25 protein-coding genes are annotated in these 21,906 nt (G+C 59.3%); 7 read left to right on the forward strand and 18 right to left on the reverse strand.

The window, feature by feature from the left end:
* Nucleotides 1-52 precede the first annotated feature (52 nt).
* The 3 genes from ACNPN0_RS14725 to ACNPN0_RS14735 are packed head-to-tail and all read left to right on the forward strand — an operon-like array spanning nucleotide 53 to nucleotide 2,824.
* Nucleotides 53-1,033, forward strand: coding sequence for an iron chelate uptake ABC transporter family permease subunit (locus tag ACNPN0_RS14725; RefSeq protein ID WP_434689667.1), 981 nt, complete (start codon nucleotides 53-55; stop codon nucleotides 1,031-1,033).
* A gap of 4 nt (nucleotides 1,034-1,037) precedes the next feature.
* Nucleotides 1,038-2,072, forward strand: a complete 1,035-nt coding sequence (locus tag ACNPN0_RS14730; RefSeq protein WP_434689669.1) for an iron chelate uptake ABC transporter family permease subunit — start codon at nucleotides 1,038-1,040, stop codon at nucleotides 2,070-2,072.
* Entirely contained in the window at nucleotides 2,069-2,824 is a 756-nt protein-coding gene (locus tag ACNPN0_RS14735) for an iron ABC transporter ATP-binding protein (protein ID WP_448938223.1), read from the forward strand. Before ACNPN0_RS14730 ends, ACNPN0_RS14735 begins: the two co-directional genes overlap by 4 nt.
* Nucleotides 2,825-2,960: 136 nt before the next feature.
* On the opposite strand, the gene ACNPN0_RS14740 is transcribed toward ACNPN0_RS14735, so the two are convergent.
* The 9 genes from ACNPN0_RS14740 to ACNPN0_RS14780 are packed head-to-tail and all read right to left on the reverse strand — an operon-like array spanning nucleotide 2,961 to nucleotide 11,893.
* Nucleotides 2,961-3,644: an SDR family NAD(P)-dependent oxidoreductase gene (locus ACNPN0_RS14740; protein ID WP_448938222.1), complete on the reverse strand. Its 684-nt coding sequence runs from the start codon at nucleotides 3,642-3,644 to the stop codon at nucleotides 2,961-2,963.
* Nucleotides 3,634-4,869, reverse strand: coding sequence for a sialidase family protein (locus tag ACNPN0_RS14745; protein WP_448938221.1), 1,236 nt, complete (start codon nucleotides 4,867-4,869; stop codon nucleotides 3,634-3,636). The genes ACNPN0_RS14740 and ACNPN0_RS14745 overlap by 11 nt, the downstream gene beginning before the upstream one ends.
* A 28-nt stretch (nucleotides 4,870-4,897) precedes the next feature.
* Nucleotides 4,898-5,668, reverse strand: a complete 771-nt coding sequence (locus ACNPN0_RS14750) for an HpcH/HpaI aldolase family protein (RefSeq protein WP_448938220.1) — start codon at nucleotides 5,666-5,668, stop codon at nucleotides 4,898-4,900.
* Between the two features lie 22 nt (nucleotides 5,669-5,690).
* Nucleotides 5,691-6,647 carry an aldo/keto reductase gene (locus tag ACNPN0_RS14755; protein ID WP_448938219.1) on the reverse strand — a complete coding sequence of 319 codons (957 nt, stop codon included), beginning with the start codon at nucleotides 6,645-6,647 and terminating at the stop codon, nucleotides 5,691-5,693.
* Between the two features lie 32 nt (nucleotides 6,648-6,679).
* Nucleotides 6,680-7,504 (reverse strand): ATP-binding cassette domain-containing protein, encoded by an 825-nt coding sequence (locus ACNPN0_RS14760; protein WP_448938218.1) that lies wholly within the window; start codon nucleotides 7,502-7,504, stop codon nucleotides 6,680-6,682.
* A complete protein-coding gene (locus tag ACNPN0_RS14765; RefSeq protein WP_448938217.1) occupies nucleotides 7,501-8,340 on the reverse strand; it encodes an ABC transporter ATP-binding protein in 840 nt (279 codons plus the stop codon). The genes ACNPN0_RS14760 and ACNPN0_RS14765 overlap by 4 nt, the downstream gene beginning before the upstream one ends.
* Complete coding sequence (locus ACNPN0_RS14770; protein ID WP_448938216.1) at nucleotides 8,340-9,266, reverse strand: ABC transporter permease; 927 nt, start codon at nucleotides 9,264-9,266, stop codon at nucleotides 8,340-8,342. The genes ACNPN0_RS14765 and ACNPN0_RS14770 overlap by 1 nt, the downstream gene beginning before the upstream one ends.
* The gene (locus ACNPN0_RS14775; protein WP_448938215.1) at nucleotides 9,263-10,198 is read right to left on the reverse strand and encodes an ABC transporter permease; all 936 of its coding nucleotides are present in this window, start codon (nucleotides 10,196-10,198) and stop codon (nucleotides 9,263-9,265) included. Before ACNPN0_RS14775 ends, ACNPN0_RS14770 begins: the two co-directional genes overlap by 4 nt.
* A gap of 3 nt (nucleotides 10,199-10,201) precedes the next feature.
* On the reverse strand, nucleotides 10,202-11,893 hold the full coding sequence (locus ACNPN0_RS14780; protein ID WP_448938214.1) for an ABC transporter substrate-binding protein: 1,692 nt from the start codon (nucleotides 11,891-11,893) through the stop codon (nucleotides 10,202-10,204).
* A gap of 101 nt (nucleotides 11,894-11,994) precedes the next feature.
* Here ACNPN0_RS14780 and pdxA point away from each other — a divergent pair, with 101 nt between their 5' ends.
* Both pdxA and ACNPN0_RS14790 read left to right on the forward strand, forming a co-directional pair.
* Nucleotides 11,995-14,235 (forward strand): 4-hydroxythreonine-4-phosphate dehydrogenase PdxA, encoded by a 2,241-nt coding sequence (gene pdxA / locus ACNPN0_RS14785; RefSeq protein ID WP_448938213.1) that lies wholly within the window; start codon nucleotides 11,995-11,997, stop codon nucleotides 14,233-14,235.
* Nucleotides 14,236-14,302: 67 nt separating this feature from the next.
* Nucleotides 14,303-15,070 (forward strand): DeoR/GlpR family DNA-binding transcription regulator, encoded by a 768-nt coding sequence (locus ACNPN0_RS14790; RefSeq protein ID WP_448938212.1) that lies wholly within the window; start codon nucleotides 14,303-14,305, stop codon nucleotides 15,068-15,070.
* A 233-nt stretch (nucleotides 15,071-15,303) separates the two neighbouring features.
* On the opposite strand, the gene ACNPN0_RS14795 is transcribed toward ACNPN0_RS14790, so the two are convergent.
* The 8 genes from ACNPN0_RS14795 to ACNPN0_RS14830 all read right to left on the reverse strand — a co-directional run bounded on the left by ACNPN0_RS14795 (nucleotide 15,304) and on the right by ACNPN0_RS14830 (nucleotide 19,110).
* Complete coding sequence (locus ACNPN0_RS14795; RefSeq protein WP_448938211.1) at nucleotides 15,304-15,570, reverse strand: hypothetical protein; 267 nt, start codon at nucleotides 15,568-15,570, stop codon at nucleotides 15,304-15,306.
* Nucleotides 15,571-15,656: 86 nt separating this feature from the next.
* A complete protein-coding gene (locus tag ACNPN0_RS14800) occupies nucleotides 15,657-16,250 on the reverse strand; it encodes a GNAT family N-acetyltransferase (RefSeq protein ID WP_448938210.1) in 594 nt (197 codons plus the stop codon).
* A 280-nt stretch (nucleotides 16,251-16,530) separates the two neighbouring features.
* Nucleotides 16,531-16,791 (reverse strand): GlsB/YeaQ/YmgE family stress response membrane protein, encoded by a 261-nt coding sequence (locus ACNPN0_RS14805; RefSeq protein ID WP_105656414.1) that lies wholly within the window; start codon nucleotides 16,789-16,791, stop codon nucleotides 16,531-16,533.
* A gap of 75 nt (nucleotides 16,792-16,866) precedes the next feature.
* Nucleotides 16,867-17,451, reverse strand: coding sequence for a hypothetical protein (locus ACNPN0_RS14810; RefSeq protein ID WP_448938209.1), 585 nt, complete (start codon nucleotides 17,449-17,451; stop codon nucleotides 16,867-16,869).
* 2 nt (nucleotides 17,452-17,453) lie between these two features.
* On the reverse strand, nucleotides 17,454-18,005 hold the full coding sequence (locus ACNPN0_RS14815) for a DUF6286 domain-containing protein (RefSeq protein WP_448938208.1): 552 nt from the start codon (nucleotides 18,003-18,005) through the stop codon (nucleotides 17,454-17,456).
* Nucleotides 18,002-18,373, reverse strand: coding sequence for an Asp23/Gls24 family envelope stress response protein (locus ACNPN0_RS14820; protein ID WP_146112224.1), 372 nt, complete (start codon nucleotides 18,371-18,373; stop codon nucleotides 18,002-18,004). Before ACNPN0_RS14820 ends, ACNPN0_RS14815 begins: the two co-directional genes overlap by 4 nt.
* A gap of 5 nt (nucleotides 18,374-18,378) precedes the next feature.
* A complete protein-coding gene (locus ACNPN0_RS14825) occupies nucleotides 18,379-18,555 on the reverse strand; it encodes a hypothetical protein (RefSeq protein WP_181148776.1) in 177 nt (58 codons plus the stop codon).
* A gap of 24 nt (nucleotides 18,556-18,579) precedes the next feature.
* Entirely contained in the window at nucleotides 18,580-19,110 is a 531-nt protein-coding gene (locus ACNPN0_RS14830; protein ID WP_448938207.1) for an Asp23/Gls24 family envelope stress response protein, read from the reverse strand.
* A 98-nt stretch (nucleotides 19,111-19,208) separates the two neighbouring features.
* On the opposite strand from ACNPN0_RS14830, the gene ACNPN0_RS14835 reads away from it, so the two are divergent.
* Nucleotides 19,209-19,751 carry an RNA polymerase sigma factor gene (locus tag ACNPN0_RS14835; protein WP_133833920.1) on the forward strand — a complete coding sequence of 181 codons (543 nt, stop codon included), beginning with the start codon at nucleotides 19,209-19,211 and terminating at the stop codon, nucleotides 19,749-19,751.
* Nucleotides 19,748-20,323 carry a hypothetical protein gene (locus ACNPN0_RS14840; RefSeq protein ID WP_448938206.1) on the forward strand — a complete coding sequence of 192 codons (576 nt, stop codon included), beginning with the start codon at nucleotides 19,748-19,750 and terminating at the stop codon, nucleotides 20,321-20,323. The genes ACNPN0_RS14835 and ACNPN0_RS14840 overlap by 4 nt, the downstream gene beginning before the upstream one ends.
* Here ACNPN0_RS14840 and ACNPN0_RS14845 read toward each other — a convergent pair.
* Entirely contained in the window at nucleotides 20,320-21,591 is a 1,272-nt protein-coding gene (locus tag ACNPN0_RS14845; RefSeq protein ID WP_448938947.1) for an MFS transporter, read from the reverse strand. The two genes, ACNPN0_RS14840 and ACNPN0_RS14845, sit on opposite strands and share 4 nt — an antisense overlap.
* Nucleotides 21,592-21,906 lie beyond the last annotated feature (315 nt).

Genomic DNA, 21,906 nt, shown 5'->3' on the forward strand with positions numbered 1-21,906 from the left:
CCGGCTTCGCCACTAGAGCTGTTTTCCCACCACTTATTTCCACGGCGGCATAATGACAAGCACGATCCCACCGGCCCGGACCAAGGGCAAGGTCCTTTCCGGCAAACTCGCATTGGGCATCCTCGGGGTGCTGGTGCTGCTGGCGTTCTCCCTGTTCACCGGCGTCTACGACATCTTCGGCAAGGACGACGGCGCCATGATGTTCGCCGTCACCCGCATCCCGCGCACCATTGCGCTGGTGCTGGCCGGAGCGGCCATGGCCATGAGCGGATTGGTGATGCAGCTGCTGACCCAGAACCGCTTCGTGGAGCCGACCACCACCGGCACCACCGAATGGGCGGGCCTGGGCCTGCTGGCCATGCTGGTGCTCTTCCCCAGCGCGTCACTGCTGGCCAAGATGAGCGTAGCGATTGTCTTCGCCTTCATCGGCACCATGATCTTCTTCCTGTTCTTGCAGCGCATTTCGCTCAAGGCCTCGCTGACCGTGCCGATCGTGGGCATCATGCTCGGCTCGGTAGTCGGCGCCTTCTCCACTTTCTTCGCGCTGTCCACCGACAAGCTGCAGTCCATGGGCATCTGGCTGGCCGGTTCCTTCACCTCGGTGATCCGCGGGCAGTACGAGGTGCTGTGGATCGTGGCCATTGTCGCCGTCGCCATCTACATCGTTGCCGACCGCTTCACCGTGGCCGGCCTGGGCGAGGAAATCGCCACCAACGTCGGCCTGAACTACCGCCAGGTGATGCTGCTGGGCACCGCGCTGATCGCGGTCGCTACCGGCGTGGTCACCGTGGTCATCGGCAACCTGCCATTCCTCGGCCTGATCGTTCCGAATATCGTCTCCATGGTCCGCGGTGATGACCTGCGCAGCAACCTGCCTTGGGTCTGCCTGCTGGGCATTGCCATCACCACCGTGTGCGACCTGATCGGCCGCACCATCATCATGCCTTTCGAGATTCCGGTCTCGCTGATCCTGGGCGTGCTCGGCGCGGCCGTCTTCATCTTCCTGCTTCTGAGGCAGCGCAAAGTTGGCTAATCTCATGACTCACCCCGCATTGGGCATGCACCGCTCCGGCCGTTCTGCCGGCCCGCTGCCCACCCCAAAGGTCCGCAAGCGCTACTGGATCACCCTGTCCATCATGATCGGGCTGGCCCTGTTCTTCGGGATCGGCTTGCTCGCCTGGGATAACCCCATGCCATTGGGCTCCGACGGCTTCTGGATCATCGCCAAGCTGCGCGCCAGCAACATCCTGACCATGGTGATCGTGGCGGCCTGCCAGGCCATCGCCACCGTGGCTTTCCAAACGGTGACCAACAACCGCATCATCACCCCGTCGATCATGGGCTTCGAAGCCTTGTACCGGGTGGTGCAGACCGGTGCGATCTTCGTGCTGGGCGTTGCCGGCATCACCTTCTTCACCGGTGTCAGCCAGTTCGTCCTGCAAGTGGCGATCATGGTGGGCCTATCGGTGGCGCTGTACGGCTGGCTGCTTTCGGGCAAGCTGGGCAACATCCAGATCATGCTGCTGGTGGGCATCATCATCGGCACCGGGCTGGGCTCGATCGCGACCTTCATGCAGCGGCTGCTGACCCCGAGCGAATTCGATGTGCTCACCGCACGCCTGTTCGGCTCGATGGCCAACGCCGACATGAGCTACATGCCGGTGGCTATCCCGCTGGTGGCCATTGCCGGCGGCTACCTGGTGCTGTCCTCGAAGAAGATGAACATCCTGGCGTTGGGCAAGGAAACCACCATCAACCTGGGGATCAACCACCGCCGAGAAGTCATGAAGACCTTGTTCTTCGTATCGATTCTCATGGCGGTCACCACCGCACTGGTGGGCCCGCTGACCTTCCTCGGCTTCCTGGTGGCCACCTTGGCCTACCAGCTGGCGGACACCTACGACCACCGCTACATCTACCCGATGTCATTCCTCATCGGCTTCGTGGTCCTGGCCGGCGCCTACTTCGTCATGAAGAACATCTTCTACGCAGAAGGCGTGGTCGGCATCATCATCGAGGCCGTCGGCGGCATTACATTCCTGATCTTCATCCTGCGAAAGGGCCGGCTGTGATTACCCTCAATTCCGTCAGCAAGAAGTACAGCTCCACGGTCTCTATCGGCCCGGTCAGCTTGGAAATCCCCACCGGCGGCATCACCGCCCTGGTAGGCCCGAACGGCGCCGGCAAGTCCACCATGCTCACCATGGTCGGGCGCCTGCTGGGCATCGACCAGGGTTCCATCGAGGTCTCCGGCTACGACGTATCCAGGACCAACTCGAAGGATCTGGCCAAGATCGTCTCGATCCTGCGCCAGGAAAACCACTTCGTGACCCGCCTGACCGTGCGCCAGCTGGTGGGCTTCGGCCGCTACCCGCACTCCAAGGGCCGGTTGACCCAGGCCGATGAAGAGATCATCTCGCGCTCCATCGACTTCCTGGATCTGGGCGAATTGGAAAGCCGCTACCTCGATGAGCTCTCCGGAGGCCAGCGCCAGCGCGCCTACGTGGCCATGGTCCTGGCCCAGGACACCGACACGGTGCTGCTCGATGAGCCGTTGAACAACCTGGACATGAAGCACTCGGTAGTGATGATGCAGCACCTGCAGCGCGCTGCCCGCGAGCTGAACCGCACCATCGTGATCGTGCTGCACGACATCAACTTCGCAGGCCACTACGCCGACTACATCTGCGCGATGAAGCAGGGCAAGGTTGTCGAGTTCGGCACCCCTGATGAAATCATGTGCGATGAGGTGTTGACCAAGGTCTTCGAAACCCCGGTAAAGGTCATCCCGGGCCCCAATGGCCCGCTGGCGGTTTACTACTAGGCGCTCGCAACTCCTGCATGACAAGACCCCATGTCCGCCGCTGGTCATGGGGTCTTGATGTGCTCCGGTCGTTGCTCCCCGCGTGCGCCAGGTACGGATCGTGTGGAACCGATGGCCGGTTGCTGTAATAGTGCAGTTAGCCCTTCAGCGATGCGCCACCGCAGATGGTTAACACCTGGCCGGTGATCGACTTGCCATGCTCTCCTCCAAGGAACAGCACCAGCGCGGCAACATCGGCGGGATCAACCAAGGAACCCAGTGGCGGGGTGACCGGCGGGACGCCTGCGCGTCGCGGATCAACCATCATCGGGGTCCTGGTCGGCCCCGGAGCCACCACATTGCAGGTGATGCCACGCGGGGCAAGCTCCATGGCCCAACTGCGCGATAGACCGGCGAGCGCCGACTTGGTGGCCGCATACTGGCTCTTGCCAGCGACGCCGCTCATGGTGCGGCTGCCGATCAAGATAATCCTTGATCCATCGCCCATCGTCGGTGCCAGTGAGTTAAGCAGAACCATGGGTGCCTGCACATGAACTGCGTGCATTCCCGCCAAGTCCTCGGCTTTGAGCTCGCCCAACGCCCCGGTAGCCATGTAGCCTGCCGCATGGACAAAGATATCCGGTGCTTCCAGCTCCCTTGCCGCTTCTTGAACTTGGGCAAGATCGCCCAGGTCCGTGCTTCGCCAACTAAACCTGACATTGCTGATGGACGGTTCCCTGCGGCTCAGTCCAGCCACGTCATAACCTGCATCGAGCAAGGCTGTGGCGATGGCTTCGCCAATACCGGAGCTGACGCCGGTGACCAGCGCCCTAGGCATCATCGCCTGCTCCCTGCACGCTGACCCATGATGGGTCGATTCGCACGTACTTGATGGCCTGGCGGAAGTAGGTATAAGCCAGATGCAATGCCCCGTCCGGCCCTTCATAGATGGACGGGTAGGAGAATTCCCGGTTCAATCCTTCCCGGGAATTATTGGACAGGCAGTAGCCGTCACCCACTTCCAGATTTCGACGCGTTGGCCAGCTGTGGCCACGATCCGAGGAGATCGCCACCGTCAGCGGTGCTCGCGGGGTACCCCAGAAGGCTTTGCGCACACCAGAATCTTCATTTGCCACTGGTTCAAAGACCACCGGTCCATCCACGCTGGAGTCCAGCCCTTCATCATCAATCTCGTCGTAGAGCGATAAACGGCGTTCGGTTTGCTCGTCGGCCTGGGAGTGGTTGTAGATCAATGCCAATCGTCCATCATCCATGGAGACGAATTGGATGGAGGAATTATTATTCGGCAGTTCCGTTGCTTCGGGTACGCTCCAGGTCAGTCCAGCGTCCTCGGAACGCGACGCATAGATCCAGTCGGCCCAGCGGCTGCGATACAGCGCCAGCAAGCTCCCGTCGGCAAGTGCCGCGATATTCATGTGGACGCAGCCCGTGGAACCGGCAATGATCTGCTCAACCCATGTGGCACCACCGTCAGTAGAGACCATCAACGCAGAGTCATCGAAGTCCCCCAGCCATTTTTGTCCGGGCACGGTGGCGCATCGGAAGACCGGCACGAAGAGCCGCTCGCCCACCTGCACCGGAGGCTGACGGACGAAAACTCCGCCGTGTTCGGTGGCTTCAAACAGAGTTTCGGGTTCGGACCAGGTTAGTCCGTGATCGGTTGAGACTCGACGGCGCACCTCGGACGTATCCTGGTTGCCCGCGTGCTGGGCGGTGTAGAGCAACCACAATTCTTCACTGTGCCGGTAGAGAATTGGATTTTGCTCAGAGCGGGTCGAGTCAAAGGAGAGCTGTTGCGCGGGAGACCATTTGTCTGCCCATTGGCCATCAGGAAGGCGTTGCAGGGTGGAGAAGTAAATGCTGATATCTGCCACACCTTCTTGGGTCCCTCCGAACCATACGCAACCAAGATTTCCGTTGCCCAGGATCATCAGGTTCGCAGCGTGGGACTGCACGGTGGGTGAAGGCAGATAGGCGTAAGTCAGCGCCCCGTCCTCATGGATCTGCCCGTCGGGGACGATAGTGGAAAATTCGGTCGACGACATAGTTTGTTTCCTTGCTGTCTGCGGTGGGCTAGGAGCGAGCCTGCTGCAAGTGGGTTGCAGCGGTTGCTTCCAGATGAGTCAGGTCCGAGGCCACCGTGGCGAAGGTATAGCCCTCACCGAGGCGTTGCTGGGCCAACGCACCGTTGGCGTTGTGGATTCCGGCGGCGATGCCAGCCTTCTGTGCGGCCGAGCTGACTCGCTTGAGCGCGGCTTCGAATTCGTCCTTGATGGCCGGATCTCCGGGGAACGCAGCGCCGATAGCCAAAGCAAGGTCGCTTGGTCCGACGTAGACCCCGTCCAGGCCTTTAACTGCTGCGATTTCTTCGACGTTTTCCAGTCCGCCGGGGGTTTCAATCATTGCAAAGACCATGGTGGTGGCATCGGCTTCGGCTGGCACCGGTCCCACACGCAAGGACGAACGCATTGGACCGTAGGAGCGAATTCCGTGAGGCGGGTATTTTGCGTATTTGACCGCGTTGGCGGCATCTTGTGCGTCGTTCACAAGCGGCACGATGACGGCTACGGCACCAGCATCCAGCGCCTTGCCGATGGCAGTGGCGTTGTTGGCTTCCACGCGGACTACTCCGGCGGCCTGGCCCGAGGCGTCGATGGCCATCAGTCCGGTCAGCATGCCGTTGTAGCCAATCAGGCCGTGCTGAGCGTCGAGGGCGACATAGTCATATCCTAGGCGTGCGATGCGTTCCGTGGACACGGGCGAATCAAGCACCACCCAGTAGCCAACGGCAGGTTCACGGTCTCGGATTTTTCGGGCGAATTCAGTGGCAACTGCTGCAGTCATGGTATTGGTTCTCTTTTCTTCTTTAGCGGTTGTAGGCAGGCATTGGACCGTGTAGCGAGGCGGTGGCCTCAGTGGCCGCCGCATTCAGAGCTTGATCCAAAGGCCCCTTGGCAATGGCGGCAATGTTGGATTCCAGCTGGTTTGCCTTGGAGCCGCCAAGCAGGAGTGAATCGACGCTCTGGTGGTAGGCCAGCCAGCGCAGGGATAGCTCAATGAGGCTGATGCCGGCTTCCTTGGCCAGCGTGGCCAGTGTTTCGATGCCCTTGAAGAGATCCTCGTCCCAGTAGCGTTCGGTATACATGCTGGCCAGCCGCGAGCTGCCGAAGCGGCCCTCTTGTGGTTGCTGGGCAAAGCTGTGGCGGCCAGTGAGCAAACCACCGCCGAGCGGGTTGTACACCATGGTCTCCACCCCACTGGCTTGTGCGAAGGGCAGGTATTCGGTTTCGACGCGACGTGCCACTAAATTGTAGAGTTGCTGCGCCACCACCGGCCGCGGTGCACCGACGGATTCAGCCAGGTGGCTGGCCTGCGCGATCTGCCACGCGGAAAAGTTGGAGACGCCCAGGGAAAGGATCTTGCCTTCCTGGTACAGCTTGGCGACTTCGCCCAGGGTATCTTCCAATGGGATCGCGTAGTCCGGCTGGTGCAGGTAGAACAAGTCCAGGCGATCGGTGTTGAGCCGCCGCAAGGAGGCCTCGACACTTCGGCGCAGCGCCGATGGCGATAGCGGAGAATCATTGCCGGCATCCGCGTGAGGCATGCCCGCCTTGGAAGCTAGGAAGACCGAATCGCGTTTGCCTTCCAGCAAGGTGGCCAATAATTCTTCGGTAGCGCCGCCAACATAGGCGTTGGCGGTATCAATGTGGGTGATGCCCGCGTCCAGCGCCGTGTTGAGCATTTGCTGACTGGCTTGGGCATCTGCGGTGTCACCGAAGGTCATGGTTCCCAGAACCAGAGCAGCCGGGGCGTTCTTAACCATCGTCTTTGTATCCTTCATCGTTTCTTGCAGTTTTAGCTGGTCAGCCCGGCCAAGATGTGGCGCGGCTTCACGCCATGCATGTGGCTCGGGTCTAGGGCCGCTCGGCGCAACTTGCGTGTGTATTGTTCAGCTGGCGAGGTGAGCACTTCGTCGGTAGATCCAAGTTCAACTAGTTTTCCGCGTTGCATCACCATGACCTGCTGGCTAATTTCCTGCACAACGCCCAAATTGTGCGAGATAAACACGTAGGAGATGCCGGTATCTTCCTGGATTTCGGACAGTAGCCTGAGCACCTGCGCCTGTACCGATACGTCCAGCGCGCTGGTGGCCTCATCGCACACCAAAAGCTCTGGCTTGGAGGCCAAGGCCCGGGCGATACCAATGCGTTGGCGCTGGCCACCGGAAAACTCGTTCGCACGCTTGTTCAGCGCACCTTCTGGCAGACCCACGCGATCCAGCAGCCGAAGCGCTTCCTTCCGACGCTCGATGGGCGTTCCGGATTTCTGAATTTTCAATGGCTCGGTGATGATCTGCTCGGCGCTCTGGCTCGGATCAAGTGAACCGTAGGGGTCTTGGAAAACCATCTGGAATTTGCGGCGCAGAGGTCGCAGGTGCTTTTCGCTCAGGGGGACCAGATCGGTTCCATCCAACATGATCTGCCCCTTGACTGGCTTGATCAACCGCATGATGGACTTAGCGATGGTCGACTTTCCGCACCCTGATTCGCCGACCACGGCCAAGGTCTTTCCGCGTTCAAGGTCAAAGGAAACGTCATCCACTGCGCGGAAGATTCCGTTGTGCGTGTGGTACTCGACGCTCAGGTTTCTCACCGATAGGAACGGCGCTTGCTGCTTCATGATGCTCCCTCTATTGTCATCGGTGTTTCGTCCCAGCTTCCCAACCGCGGCACCGCGGCCAGCAGCTTACGCGTGTACTCTTGGGCAGGCGCGTCGACGATTTGGGCAGCGGGACCAGACTCAATGAACTTCCCCGAGTTCATCACATGAATTGTGTCGGAGACTAACCTTGCTACGCCGATATCGTGCGTGATCATCAAAATTGAAATTCCGCGACGTTGCTGCAATTCCATTAGCAGATCAAGGATGCCGGCCTGCACAGTAACATCCAAGGCGCTAGTTGGCTCATCGGCAACTAAAAGTTCAGGCTCGCTGGCAAGAGCGATGGCAATGAGGACGCGTTGCAGCATGCCGCCTGAGAGCTGGTGCGGGAACTTCTTCAATTGCTCCTCGACCAGCGGAATGCGTACTTGCTCGAGCAGTTCCACGGCTTTATTCTGCAGTTCCTGCTTGCCGGTGATTCGGCCGGCCACCTTGATCGCCTCACGCAACTGCGATCCGATCGTGGCTACCGGATTGAGCGCAGTCATGGGATCCTGCGGGATCAGCGCCAGGCCTCGTCCCCGGTATTTCGAGATTGCTTTCGGGTTGGCCAGCACGTCTTGGCCCTTGATCCGCACTTCTCCAGATAACGCGGCCAGTCCCCTGGGCAACAATTGGAGCAGTCCCATGGCTGTGGTGGATTTGCCCGAACCGGATTCGCCAATGATGGTGACGGTTTCGCCGTGGCCGATGCGGAAGGTTACGTTATTAACAGCTTTGAAGACGCCATTGTCGGTCATGAGTTCAACACTGAAGTTGGAGACCTCAAGAACGGCGGTGCTTTGCTCACTCATCACTTGCCTTCCTTCTTAGAAGAGCGGCGGAGGTTGCCATCACGCAGAGCATCACCCAAGAGGTTGACACCCACTACAAGGACAACGATGAACAGGCCCGGCAAGGTCACCATCCACCATGAAGTGGTGATGTAGTCCTGGCCATCAGAAATCAGGCGGCCCCAGGTGGAGAAAGGACGCTGCGGTCCAGCGCCCAGGAAGGACAACGCACTTTCCAACAACACTGCTTGTGCCAACAACAACAGAATGACCAAGCTGGCTTGCTTGAATACGTTAGGGATCACGTGCTTGGCGAGTATCCCCAGTTTGCGTAACCCCAAGGTTTTGGCCGCGTCCACGTATGGCTTTTCGCGTTCCACCAGCACCAAGGACCGGGTCAGGCGGGCGACTTCGGGCCACTGCGCTATGGCAATGACTCCCGTGATCACCGGTATTGATGGACCGAATAGTGCGACCACCAGGAGCAGCATCATCAGCAGCGGCAACGAAAGCTGTGCTTCGAGCACACGGGAGATGATCACGTCGGCCCACTTGCCATAAAAACCTGCAATGGATCCGAGGATCACGCCGATGGCACCCGATACGACGACAGCCAGCACCCCGATCATCAGAGAGGTCTGCCCTCCGAAAAGCACACGGGAGAGCAGGTCGCGCCCAAGCTGATCGGTCCCGAAGAGGTGCCCATCCACCATGGGAGCTAATCGCCGGGCACCCAAATCCTGCATATTCGGGTCCGCGATTGGCAGGAAATTAGCGAAGGCGATCGGCAGGACTACCAGCAAAGTCATGATGGCGCCTAGCCACAACTTGATGCGAGTTGATCGTGCGCGCCGGGCGGCTGTCGACTTCTTCAGCAGCTGCTTGGTGACTGCCGAATCGCGTACCGGGTCCGCAGCTTGAATAGGGTTTTGGATGGTTGCACTCATACCGAAGCTGCCTTTCCGAGGCGGACCCGTGGGTCCAGCAGAGGGTAGGCCAGGTCGATCAGCAACTGGACGGCTACAGCCAGCAGGGCGGTGATCAGCACGGTGGCCTGAATCAGGGGGTAGTCGCGGGTTTCCAAGGCCCGGACGATCAGCGAACCTACACCGGGCCAGCCGAAGACTACTTCAACAACCACCACACCGTTGAGCATGGCTGCGAAGCGGGTACCTAGGGCGGTGAAAACTGGAATTCCTGCATTGCCTAGTGCGTAGCGCCAGGTCAGTATTCGTTCGCTGACACCACGGGAGCGCGCAATGCTCAGGTAGGGTGCGTTGAAGTTGGCGACCATTTCCCGCTTGACCATGCGTGAGACCAGAGCGATCTGCAGGATCGCGACGGTGATGGTGGGCAGGACCAGCCCGCCCCAGGTGGTGAATCCGGACGCAGGGAACAGGGGAATGATCACTGAGAAACCAGTCAGGAGCATGATTCCGGTCCAGAAGTCGGGCATGGACTGTCCGGCGATAGTCAGAACGTTCACGCCAAGTTCGGCATCAGTGTCGGAGCGGCGAGCCATCCACATTCCCAGAGGGATTGCTACGAGGGCTGCCAGCAAAATCGAGCTGGTGGCCAAGGTCAGGGTGTAAGGCATCCGATCCATGACCACCTGCACAGCAGAGGCTTGGAAGGAGTAGGACTGCCCCAAATGGCCAGTGAACAGCTGCCCGATGAAGATCACGTACTGCTGCAGGAGAGGTTTATCAAGACCGAACTGTTCGCGCACGGCGGCCAGCTGCTCGTTGGTTGCCAATGGTCCGGCGAAGGAGGCAGCCGGGTCGCCCGGTGCCATGCGGATGAGCAGGAAGACTACTGAAACAGTCAGGAAAACCGTGAGCAGTCCCTGCCCAATGCGTTTGGGAAGATAGGTAAGCATGGCTCAGCTCTCCAATCCCACTCGGGCCAGCGGGTAGGCGTTGGCGGCGGATAGTTCCAGGTTCTGCACGCGGTTGCGGCGGGCAAGGATTGATTTGGGCGTGAAAGCCCAGGCACAAGGCCAGGTATCCCAAACTGCTTGCTGGGCTACCTCGAGGAGCACCGTGCGCTGAGCTTCGTCCACTTCCGCTGCTGCGCGGGCAATTTTCCGTTCGACCTCATGGTTGACGTAGCCCTGATAGGTATCGCGGGTCTTTTCCTTCTCCGCGGTACCTGCGTACATGCCTTGCAACATGGTTATCGCAAGACCGGTGGGGCTTGAGAAACCGTTGCCCAGCAGATCCCAGTCCCCTTCCTTGCCCTGGCGCCATTGCAGGATATTTCCGCCCGGTTCAAACTGCTGGAGTTCGGTTTTCACTCCGATATCCCCAAACATCTGTACCAGGGCTTCCATGATGGCGGTGTCCGAGGGAAACTCGCCCGTCTCCCAAATGATCTTGAGCTTCAGATCCTCGACTCCCAAGTCGGCCAGCAGAGATTTGGCCTTGCGCGGGTCGTAGACGTAGTCACCGGTCTTGGCGTGTCCGAACAAACTGGTCGGCGTGACGCCCTGCGCCTGTTCGACCGTATCGATCAGGACATCGTGCACGAGCGCCTTCCCGTCGATGGCGAAGGAGAGGGCTTGACGTACCTTCGGATCGGCTAGCGGATGCGACTTCGGTTTGCGGAAGTTATAGAAGATCTGGTTCAGACGCAGCGACGAAGCACTTTCTATCGTGACGCCGGGAAGGCCTTCCAACTGTTCCATGGAGTTAGGCGAGATGGAATCAATAACATCCACTTCACCGCTGCGCAGCGCGATCACCCGAGAAGATTCTTCGGGTAGGAAACGGACGTTGATCTGGCGAACCGGAGCAGGTTCTCCCCAATAGTTCTCGTTGCGAACCAAGGTGTAAGTTCCAGAGCCCCGGTCAAAGGATTGGACCGTGTATGGCCCGGTCCCCACACCGGTCTGCAGTTCTTCGGCCTTGTTGTCTTCAGCAGGAGAAATCAGGATCAGTGCCATGAGCGCATCCAAAATGGGAATCGGTCCTTGAGAGTCCAAATGGAACGTCCGCTCATCAACTTCGGAGACCGTCGGGAACTCCGGGAAGAAACTGGCGACAAAAGAGCCTTGTACCTTGGAATACATTTCCAGGGCGGTGGCCACATCCTGAGGCTTAAGTGGGCGTCCGTCCGAGTAAGTGATTCCTTCACGGAGCTTGACGGTCCAGCGCGTCGGGGATGCCATCACCATTGATTCGGCGAGCACCGGGATCGGAGCGATGTCTGGTCCGATGGCCGTCAACCCTTCTCGGACCGAACGCTGAACGGTGACTGCCGCATCAAACTGGTTCAACTTGTTATCCAGAGAAACTAAGGAACGGTTGAGAGCCAAGGTCAATGTGTCTTTGCCCGGCAAGCCGGTGGGTCCGGCGCATGCGGTGGCGCTCACCCCCACTGCCGCAAAGAGCCCAGCTGCTCCGGCCAGCTGCAGAAGCTGGCGTCGCGACATCTCTGGGCCTGAGAATCGTGCGGTCATCTTCGACCTCCCAATCGACTTTCTGGAGCGCTTCGCCCCTATGATTGCAGGGCCATTCACTCGTAGTGATGTGTATCTCAAAATCACTTTGTCACGATTGCGCGAAATGCGCAATAGGCATAGCGCATTTCGCGCAACTGTGTCATGATGGCACCAGAAGCACACGAATCTCCGGGGCCACCCGGAACTGAACCAAGGAGGTGGCAAGCGTCCAAATGACCAAGAATCAAAAGGAGATCCTGATTCTCGCAGATGATTTCTCTGGTGCCTGCGAAGTGTCGCTACCTTGGAGTGATCGCGATTTTTCTACTCAGATTTTGCTGGATAGCAACGCGGCTCCAGTAGATAAAACACACCGCGTCACCGTTCTAGACACCAATAGCCGTTATCTGAAACCCTCAGATGCTTATCGGCACATTCAGGAACTTTGCCAAGCGCAAACTTCAGGCACCCTGATCTTCAAAAAGATCGATTCGCTATGGCGCGGCAACCTCAACGCAGAACTTTCAGCCCTGGCTGATAGCGGTTACCGACTGATAGCTGCTGGCGCACTGCCGCATCTGGATCGGACCGTTAAGAATGGACGCCCGCTTGTTGCCGGCCAGCCATTGGCTGCTAGTGATGCTTGGCAACTAGAGGCCCAACAAGCGCCCGCAACCATTGCAGAGTTATTAGCCGACGTACACACCACCACGACGGCTCGCCCAGCTATTACCGAATCGAATGTTGCATTCGAGCAGCGTCTTACCGCCGCAATGACGACCGCTCAGGCGGTCATTATCGACTGCGAATCCGAGTCTGACCTGCAATCCATTGCTGAAGCATGGGTTCACCTGAACGCTGAGCATCCAGAGACATTTCAGCGCAGCATTCTCGTTGGCACTGGAGCGTTGAATGCCGCCTTGGCCAGCGCATTAGTTGCACGCTCAGCAGAACCCCGTCTCGCTGAAGATCAGATTCCGGCGAACCCCGAAGAGGTTTCTCGCCAAATCCTCGGCGTCGTCGGTTCAGCTTCCGGGCCTTCGGGGCAGCAACTCGAACTGGCCCAGTATGCCGGGATTCCTTGCGGCGAAACAATAGACGAATTGCTGTCGCCCAAGGCCGGGCATCCGGTCATCCTGCGCGCAACGCGCAAACGGACTGATCCTGGAATCGCCCTCCGGCAGCTGCGTAAACAGGCAGCGGCATTTCTCGCCGAGCATCCGGCAACCGACCTCTTCCTCACTGGCGGGGAAACGGCCCGCATTGTCCTTGACGATCTCGGCATCGTATCCCTGAATCCACGCTCGCAGTTGGAACCGGGAGTTGTCATTTGCCAAGCACCCGACGGACGCCTCATCGGGACCAAGCCTGGGTCCTTCGGCAGCTCCGACATACTCACCAAAGCACTGACCACCTTGCGCAATCTACGCGTTCCTCTTTCTCAGGAGTTTGAATCCATGAGCACTACCACCCTAGATTCCCGCCCATTCATCGCCGTCACCATGGGTGACGGATCAGGAGTCGGTCCAGAAGTCACCGTCGGTGCCCTGATGGATGTCAATGCCTACGAGATCAGCCGCCCCGTTGTAATTGGTGACTGTCACCGGTTGTCACTGGGCGCCAAGGCGTTAGGTTTCAAGGCCGACATCGTGGAAATCTCGGAGGTTTCCGAGGCCCAGTTCATCCCGGGTCGCATCAACGTTATCGACCCGCATCTGCTGCCTGAGGATCTGGAGTGGGGCAAGATTTCCGTGGCGGCCGGCAACGCTGCGTACCACTACATTCGCATTGCTTGCCAGCTGGCGATGCGCGGTGAGGTCCAGGGTATTTGCACCGCTCCACTCAACAAAGCGGCATTGCACGAAGCTGGCCACGTCTATCCGGGGCACACTGAATTGCTCGCCCACTTCATGGGCGTCGAGGAAGTATCGATGATGCTCTCCACTCCGAAGGTCAAGGTCATTCACGTGACCACGCATATCGGCTTGATCGATGCGATCAGGAAAATCGAACCCGGACTAGTTGAGCGCACCGTCCGCCGTGGGCATGAAGCATTGGTCCGTTCCGGCAATCCCAATCCAAAGATCGGCGTCTGTGCTATCAATCCACACGCCGGCGAAAACGGCCTGTTCGGATATAACGAAGAGGAGGAAAAGATCATTCCTGCACTCGATAAGTTGCAGGCCGATGGGATCAACGCTATCGGACCGCTGCCTGCCGATACGGCTTTCTTCCTGGCAGGTCGAGGCGATTACGACCTCATTGTCGCCATGTACCACGACCAGGGCCACGGTCCGGTCAAGGTTCTCGGCATCGAAGCTGGCGTCAACATCACCGTCGGCCTGCCAGTCATCCGCACCTCGGTGGACCACGGCACCGCATTTGATATTGCTGGTCAGGGCATTGTCGAGGTGGGCAGCATGATCGAGGCCCTGCAGCAGTCAGTGAATTTGGCTTCGATCCCGGTCAAATAAACGATCCGGTCCAATGCCGATACACTCGGCATAATAGATGCCATGGAGCAGAAGGGAAAAGGATCCCATGTCAACCAGCGCCAAGGTACGCCAAGGGCAAATTCTTGAACTGGCCAATACCAGCGGTTTGGCAAGCGTCGAGGAACTCTCCGAACGGTTTGGCGTCACCGCCTCCACGATTCGCCGCGATCTTTCTCGATTGACCGGAGAAGGCAAGATTGCACGCACTTATGGTGGCGCAATGCCGTTGACCGCCCCCGTCATCGAGTCCACGTTCCGTCAGCGGAACATGGAGAATGCCGCAGCCAAAAGCGCTATCGGGCAAAGGGCCCGTACTCTGGTGACCGAGGGGCAAACCATCCTGCTTGACTCGGGATCAACAGTCGCATCACTCGCTCATTTACTGCGTGACGCCAGCGATCTCACCGTCGCAACCACTTCCCTAGTGGTGGTGGAAGAATTAGCTGAGGCGGAGTCGGTACACGTTGAGTGCCTCGGCGGCACCCTGCGGCATCGCAGCGCAGCATTTGTCGGGCCTTTGGCCGAGTACTGCCTAGAACGGATGAGCTTTGATTCCGTGTTCCTGGGTGCTGACGCGGTCACACCTGATGCTATCTGCGAAGCAGATTTGGTGCAGACCCGCCTCAAGGAGAAAATGGCCTCGAGGGCGCAACGCGTTTTCGTGCTGGCAGATAGCTCAAAGCTCAACCAGCATCCCTTCCATGCTTGGGCGAAGTTGCCCGATGGGTGGACACTGATCACCGACGCAAAAGCCAGCACAAGCCAACTTGCTCCATTCAAAATGGCTGAAGTAGACATTATCGTCGCGGGCTAAAAACATTTTCGGTTCAGTCACATCGTCGCTTGAGTGTACTTGAGCGCCCGGAGACTTTACTGACTGGACATTTGGTGGCTCCTGCCCGCAACTCAAGTGCAGGAAAGTTCACGATCGCCGATCTGCGGGCGATGGCTCAGTTTGGGGTGTCTTGCTTCTGTTCGGCAAGGCGATCCAGCTCGCGTCGCGAGCACGCAACTTCGTGCATGCCAACCTTGCACGGACAGTTTTGGCTATCTCCTTGGTTTCCCCAGCGCATTGATCGCGTCAACCATCGTCGCGCCCGGATGCTGGCGGCGGTATTCCTTCACATCCCGGGGTGAGAGCCCCTGTGCATCGACGGTGATTTCCTGGGGCTTCGGACTGCCAGTCCAGCCCCAAAGCATCAAGGTCCAGCTGCCTACGAGCAACCCCCAGGTAGGTTCCTCCGACAGCGCCATGAGCAGAATTGCGCCGGTTGCCAGCGCCAAAAGAACAATGGTGCGCGTTGATTTGCCCATGGGACCGCCTAGCTCGCTGGGGTGGTGCTGTTCTCTTCCAGCCTTTCAAAGAACACACCGGCGATCAAGGATCTATCCCTCATCCGTTAGCAGGAGGCCTGGGCCGTCCATTCCTCAGCCAACAGCGCGTAGCCCATGGAATCCATCCATTCCCCGCTGCGGTGCAGGCTGTCCTTGCGGCCATGGAATTCCTTGCGCATCCCCAAGCGCTCCATCAGTCTCCATGATGGCTCATTGGCGGCAAAGCATTCGGCAGTAACCCTGCGCAGGCCAAGCGGGCCGAAGCACAGGCCCATGGCAGCGGCAACGGCTTCAGTGGCGTAGCCCTTGCCTCCGAAGGAGGGGTCGAAGCTCCACCCGAGGTTGCCCTCGACGCCCTTGGCGCGCTGCTCAATTTCGCTTTGCCCCCAGCCATCCACGATATCCAGCATGACCGTGCCAATAAGCATGGTTCCCTGCCCGGTGTCCAGTTCCACAGCCAGGTTCCTCAGCGGATAGTCCTTCGCGAAGAACAGCGAACGGAATTCTTCCAGAGTTGGCGGGCCAGCGGTAATCCACTGGGTGACATCGGCAAGCTGCCGGTAGCGCCAGAGGTCTTCCACATCAGCCGAATTCACGCGACGCAGGGACAGGCGTTCAGTGCGTACCGGCCAGCTGATCTTTTTCAGCGCATCTTCCATTCCCCAAGCCTAGCCCTACGGTTTACAGGCGGTCCTGGCCTCCACGTTCGCTCGACTGGGATCTGCCTGGTCTTGTCGATGATGGACTTAGTGGAGAGGGCACCTTGCATGCCAAGCTGGATGATTCGCGCAGCACCCGGCCCCGCGCTGTCCTGGGCACTACTGGTTCCCACCGGCATCATGCAGGCGTTGCGGCAGAGGAAAACGGGCGAATCCATAAGGATCCCGCCCGTTCCCATTAGCCAGCGCCGTCAGGCCGCATGCAGTTCACTGCATGCCCCTAGTCGCGCTTGCTGCTGACAAAACCCCAAATGACCAGGACCAGCAGCGAACCTCCGATGGCCAGCAGCCAGGTGGACAATGACCAGAACTCGCTCACTCCGACACCGAAAACTGCCGAGCCAATCCAGCCTCCCAGCACCGCCCCGACCACGCCGAGCAGCAGCGTGGCCAGCCAGCCGCCTCCCTGCTTTCCGGGCTTGATTGCCTTCGCGATCGCACCGGCAACGAGGCCAAGGATGATCCAACCGATTATTCCCATGTATTCCTACTTCCCCAAGAGATGCGGCACGATGCCCGTGCCGTTAATGGCTATTTCTTGTTTTCCTGGGCCGGCTCAGATGAGCACGGCCTTATTCGAATCCTGCTTTTCCGGCTTCTGGAAGCTGAACGAGATGTGCTTGCGGGAGAAAGGCACCCCCAGCACCATTTCAAGGTCAGGTACCACGCGGCCATTGACCAGCTCGATCCCTCGATTCGCCGGAGCGTCGGCGCGAAGGGTGAATCGCGCATAAAGCACGGGTTCAGCTGCATTGCCGCCAATTCGAACGTTCGCATCCACGATTTCCGGTTGCGTTCGAGCGGCCGTTTCCGCGGCTTTGGCTATTACCGAAGTCTCGATCTCGCTGACTCCTTCGCTGCTCGATTCGTATCTGAATTCATGCGCCGACGGGCGGCGCGGAATGGCAGTGATCAGCACCGCCAGCGAGAGCACGATGCCGGCAATTCCGAGCGCGAGTCCCAGTGGCAGCAGGTACTGCTGATCGATTGGCAGGCTGCTGGCAATCCGGGCTTGGCCGAGGCCAGCGCCTTGGCCAAACCCCCACCACACTGCAGCGAGGCCCGAGGCACCGGCCGCCAGCATGACCAAACCGAGGATCGCCAGAATGAGTCGTTGGCGCACCACATGCGTTCTGAACATTTCTAGTTTCCCCCTCGCCGTTGCACTGAGACCTTGACCTTGGGAACGCGTTGCAATGGCAACCCGTCGATCACGCGCTGCGCCCGCGCCTGCGCGTTTTGCCGCACGCGCTGAACCGAGTGGGCTGGAGTCTGCACGGTAACCTGGACCAGGGCCGGGCTGGTTTTCACGCTCGCGCGGGTCACCGAATCGGTTCGCTCAACCTCATGCCCCACCAAGGTTGATATTCCACGGCATGAGATTGCCTGTTCCGACCCCGCTGAAGGATCATCGGTAGTCAGCAGGATGCTCTGCCGGCGCCCTGGAATGAGCGCGCTGAGCAACAGCAGCAGACCGAGCACCGCAAGAACCACCATGGCGATCACTGCCAGGTTGTCATTGAAGCGCAAGTTGCCGACCGCGTTAATGCCCTGCTGGGCAACACCGGGCCATTGTCCGCTGGTCAAACGCAGCAGGCAGGATAGCGCCAGGAGAATGCTCATGGCCAACACGACGATGAAGCTGATCATCAAGGCCAGGGTGCGGGCACTGCGAACGTGCCAGAACCTGCTCATCGCAGCCTCCTGTTGCTAGTTCCTTCATCCGGCGTTGACATCCAGCTCACCCGTATATCGGTTTGCACCTGCTCAACGCCCAGATACTTGCGCAAATCAGCCGCAACCATGTTCCGCACGTCTTCGCAGGCTTGCTGGACATTGCTCGGATAGCTCAATCCAAGGTCCAAATCGACCACCACTGCACTTCCAAGCACCTCGGCCTTGGCCTTGGGCCGGCTGTCAAAATCCTTGTACTTTCCCAGCCCCAGGATCCCACCCGCGGCAGAGCCGACAACTGGCACCTTGTAGGCTGCTTGGGCAGCGATTTTTGAATAGACGGCCGTGTTCACCGTGGTGCTTCCACGGCTAGAGGACAGCTCTGCCATCTGCTTCACCGCCGACGTTTGCTGAACACTTGGCCGAGGTCAACCCTGTCCTGCAAAAGCCATCCGACTCCAGCGCCGATGATCGCGAAGAATGCCACCACCACGAACTGGGTGAATGATCCGAAGGCAATCAGCAATCCGGCTAGGCAGCCGATGGCCAAACCCCACTTGACGTGTAACATGTTCTGCTCCTTAGATGAGGACAGTTATTTCAGGCCATCGCGGGGCTCGGCGTCATCGTCATCGTCTTCTGGCAGGTGCACGTCGGTGACTTCAATGTTTACCTCGATGACTTCCAGACCGGTGGCGCGTTCAACCTGGGCGATGATATTCGAACGGATCTCGTTGGAGACCTCAACGATCGAGAACCCGTAGGAAACTACGATCGACACGTCGATGGCGGTCTGCTGCTCGCCCTTTTCGACGCTCACGCCTCCGGCCGCGTTGGCTTGGGCACCGGGGATGCGTTCGGCCAGCGAGTTGAAGGTCCGGCGGGCGGCGTTGCCCATGGCATATACGCCGGAGACTTCGCGGGTGGCGATGCTGGCAATCTTCTGGACAACACGGTCTTCGATGGTCGTTTTGCCCAGTTCGGTGTGCAGCGGACCGCGCAGCTCTTCGTGGACCGGCGTTTCATTTGCGGCCTTTGCCTTGGCCTGGCGTTCCAGCTCTTCGCCGGTTGGCTTGATGATTGGCCCTTGTGAATCGCGTTGCACCATGATGGTCTCCTCATTCATTGAACGGATATTTTTGTGCCTTACACTCATACAGACGAGAGCTACAGATAAATCCTCACACATTATGAGTGTGATATAGATCACTTAAGGAGGGGTGTTTGGAACCGACCCGGCTGACCGTGCTTGTTGGTCGTTCAATGGAGGGGGACCCCGAGGCCTTCGGCGAACTCGTCACCGCACTGACACCCGGCCTGCGTCAATACTGCAAGACTTTTTTCAGCAGCTGGCACGATGCGGAGGATGCCACCCAGGATGCCTGGATCCGCGCGTGGCAGTCATTGGGCTCACTGCGCGAACGTGCCGCGTTCAAGACTTGGCTCTACCGCATGGCACGAAATATTTGCCTTGATCGCATCCGCCAGCGTGCCAATGACCAGCAAACCGTGGATGATGAAGTGCTAGAGCAAACCCCAGTCCCTGACCGTGAATTGCCAGAAAACGTCGCCGTGCAACGCGGCGAAATTGCCGATGCCTGGCAGATCATCAACGGATTGCCTTCGGCGCTTCGCCAGGCGTTCGTACTGGTCGCGCTCCAAGGCATGAGCTATAAGGAAGCGGCCCTGGTGACCAACGTTTCAGAATCAACTGTGCGAGGGCGACTCGCACGGGCACGCAATGCAATCAGCGAGGCGGTGTCATGAAAACCCTTCCCTGCGGACGTACTACCGAAGACGTTTTGCTGAACCTGGATGAACCTGCAGATCTGCACGAATTGCAGTGCCGGTGGTGCCACGCCGAACGGCAACGGCTCAAGGACCAGAACGGATTCATCACCCAACTGCTGCACAGCTCGACTCCCGAGCACCAGCCTGAAGCGTTCTCGCAGCGAATATTGGGCAAAATAGCTGAGCACTCGCCATTCCAGCGGATGTGGGATGTGCAAGAAGCAGGCACGGGACTGGCCAAACGCGTATCGTCCCTGGAATTGATCAAGGCGATTCGAGCGGTATTTTCCGAGTCGACGACATCGCAATTGAACTACACGGAGATCAAGGCGACCGACACGCAGATTCCCCACCTTAACTGGAGGGTGCAATGCCATGTCAGCATGGCTGGGGATAGCTCGGTTCAGATTATCGAGCAGCAAGTCCTTGACTATGTCCGCTGCGCCATCAGCCCGTTGATCAGCTGGAGGGAACTGGTAGTTAATCTGGTCATTGAAGACCTGCACGGAGAAGCCATCGAGTCCATCACGCTTCGGGGCGAAAACTAGCTACGGCTTCCTTGCTCCCCTGTTCCATCGCTCCGCGGGCTTTTTCCACGCAGCACTGGCGAGCAAGCAAGCACCACAAGTCCCGCAATGGGGAACACCATCAGGGCCATGCGCAACCCGAAGTTCTCGGCAAGGAAACCCACTAGCGGTGGCGAGAACAAGAAGCCCAATCGCATGAGCCAGGAGACGATGCTCAGCCCAGTTCCCGGAGGCAGGCCGGGCAGCTTGTCGGCCTGGTCCATCACCGCCGGGACCAGGGTGGCCGAGCCGAATCCAGCCGCGGCAAATCCCAGCAGCGTGCCCGGAACCGTGGGGAAGAACAACGCCAGACCCATACCGATTGCTATCAGCGCTCCCCCGAACTGGGCCATGCCGCGCTGGCCAAAGCGGTTGACCATGCCATCGCCGAGAATTCGGCCAATGAACTGGGCCCCGACCAGAGCGATGAACCCGCTGGCCGCCAGCGCCGCTGGCGCCCCCAGCTGGCCAAGATACAGCGTGGACCACGAATTCCCGGCGTCTTCAACCATCACGCCGGCTACGGAGATCAAGACCAGGGCGCTCATCATCAGCAGCAGCCGTCCGCGGGATCCTGCTGGGGCCGCGGCCTGGGCGGTTCCGGGTGCAGGTGGCGCAACAGGTTCTATGACCGCCAGTTCGGCGGATCGAGGCAGGCAGAATTTCAGGGCAGTCAGTGCCACCGCGGCGAAGAGCACCATCGATATGCCCAAATGCACTGGCAATGCCAGGTTCATCTGGATCGCTCCGGCGGCCATCAAACCGCCGATCACCGCTCCGACAGACCACAACGCGTGGAATGAATTCAGTATCGAACGCCCATAGCGCCGTTGCACCACCAGCCCGTGCGCGTTCTGCCCGACATCCGTAATCGAATCCATGGCGCCGCCCAGGGCAAAAGCCAGCACGACCAAGACCACGCCCGGCGCGCTGCCGGCGGCCAGCAAGGCCGCACCGGTAACTATCGTGCCCACGACGGCAACCTGCGCGGAACCAAAACGGCGCACCAGCGCACCTGCAGCCAACCCTGCAAGGATTGCCCCAACAGGCCATGCGGTGACCAGCAAGCCGTAGCCGGCGGTGTCCAATTCCAGTTCCCGCTTCAGCTCGGGAAGGCGCGGCGCCATATTGGCAAAGAGTGCTCCGTTAGTGAGGAACAGGGCCGCGACTGCAGCGCGGGCGCGGGAGTTGACGCTGGATTCGCTGGCTGCCATGGGGCCTTTCACTGCACGTGCATGCGGATTCTTCACGGGGAATGCTTCACTAGCATCCAGCGTCGAGAGTACCAGTGCACCTGCTGGCAAATCCCGAAACCGTGCCGAAAGGCCCGGGAATGGGTGTTTTGCGTCTGACCAGCTGCGTCAGGATAGCGGCGAGCTGGCCATCCGCCGGTATTCGCGTTTCGGCTGCAACCTTGGAAGCCCAGCTGGTCCAGCAGCTGGATCGCCCCGTTCGCCAGATGCCCTGCTGCCGCGGAGCCTGCGCTCAGCGTGTCCATAGGCGTTGTCAATATCGTAGAAACAACCTCAGTGAGGGTGCGAGTGATGATCGCAGAAGTTCCCCCC

This window comes from Glutamicibacter sp. AGC84 (assembly GCF_053543575.1).

Coding starts and splice junctions, on each gene's coding strand:
- ACNPN0_RS14795 (WP_448938211.1), bottom strand. CDS start 15,570: ATGGGCAAATCAACGCGCACCATTGTTCTTTTGGCGCTGGCAACCGGC.
- pdxA (WP_448938213.1), top strand. CDS start 11,995: ATGACCAAGAATCAAAAGGAGATCCTGATTCTCGCAGATGATTTCTCT.
- ACNPN0_RS14800 (WP_448938210.1), bottom strand. CDS start 16,250: ATGGAAGATGCGCTGAAAAAGATCAGCTGGCCGGTACGCACTGAACGC.
- ACNPN0_RS14750 (WP_448938220.1), bottom strand. CDS start 5,668: ATGACTGCAGCAGTTGCCACTGAATTCGCCCGAAAAATCCGAGACCGT.
- ACNPN0_RS14775 (WP_448938215.1), bottom strand. CDS start 10,198: ATGCTTACCTATCTTCCCAAACGCATTGGGCAGGGACTGCTCACGGTT.
- ACNPN0_RS14790 (WP_448938212.1), top strand. CDS start 14,303: ATGTCAACCAGCGCCAAGGTACGCCAAGGGCAAATTCTTGAACTGGCC.
- ACNPN0_RS14805 (WP_105656414.1), bottom strand. CDS start 16,791: ATGGGAATAATCGGTTGGATCATCCTTGGCCTCGTTGCCGGTGCGATC.
- ACNPN0_RS14770 (WP_448938216.1), bottom strand. CDS start 9,266: ATGAGTGCAACCATCCAAAACCCTATTCAAGCTGCGGACCCGGTACGC.
- ACNPN0_RS14810 (WP_448938209.1), bottom strand. CDS start 17,451: ATGTTCAGAACGCATGTGGTGCGCCAACGACTCATTCTGGCGATCCTC.
- ACNPN0_RS14815 (WP_448938208.1), bottom strand. CDS start 18,005: ATGAGCAGGTTCTGGCACGTTCGCAGTGCCCGCACCCTGGCCTTGATG.
- ACNPN0_RS14730 (WP_434689669.1), top strand. CDS start 1,038: ATGACTCACCCCGCATTGGGCATGCACCGCTCCGGCCGTTCTGCCGGC.
- ACNPN0_RS14755 (WP_448938219.1), bottom strand. CDS start 6,647: ATGGTTAAGAACGCCCCGGCTGCTCTGGTTCTGGGAACCATGACCTTC.
- ACNPN0_RS14760 (WP_448938218.1), bottom strand. CDS start 7,504: ATGAAGCAGCAAGCGCCGTTCCTATCGGTGAGAAACCTGAGCGTCGAG.
- ACNPN0_RS14840 (WP_448938206.1), top strand. CDS start 19,748: ATGAAAACCCTTCCCTGCGGACGTACTACCGAAGACGTTTTGCTGAAC.
- ACNPN0_RS14825 (WP_181148776.1), bottom strand. CDS start 18,555: ATGTTACACGTCAAGTGGGGTTTGGCCATCGGCTGCCTAGCCGGATTG.
- ACNPN0_RS14820 (WP_146112224.1), bottom strand. CDS start 18,373: ATGGCAGAGCTGTCCTCTAGCCGTGGAAGCACCACGGTGAACACGGCC.
- ACNPN0_RS14830 (WP_448938207.1), bottom strand. CDS start 19,110: ATGAATGAGGAGACCATCATGGTGCAACGCGATTCACAAGGGCCAATC.
- ACNPN0_RS14745 (WP_448938221.1), bottom strand. CDS start 4,869: ATGTCGTCGACCGAATTTTCCACTATCGTCCCCGACGGGCAGATCCAT.
- ACNPN0_RS14740 (WP_448938222.1), bottom strand. CDS start 3,644: ATGATGCCTAGGGCGCTGGTCACCGGCGTCAGCTCCGGTATTGGCGAA.
- ACNPN0_RS14725 (WP_434689667.1), top strand. CDS start 53: ATGACAAGCACGATCCCACCGGCCCGGACCAAGGGCAAGGTCCTTTCC.
- ACNPN0_RS14765 (WP_448938217.1), bottom strand. CDS start 8,340: ATGAGTGAGCAAAGCACCGCCGTTCTTGAGGTCTCCAACTTCAGTGTT.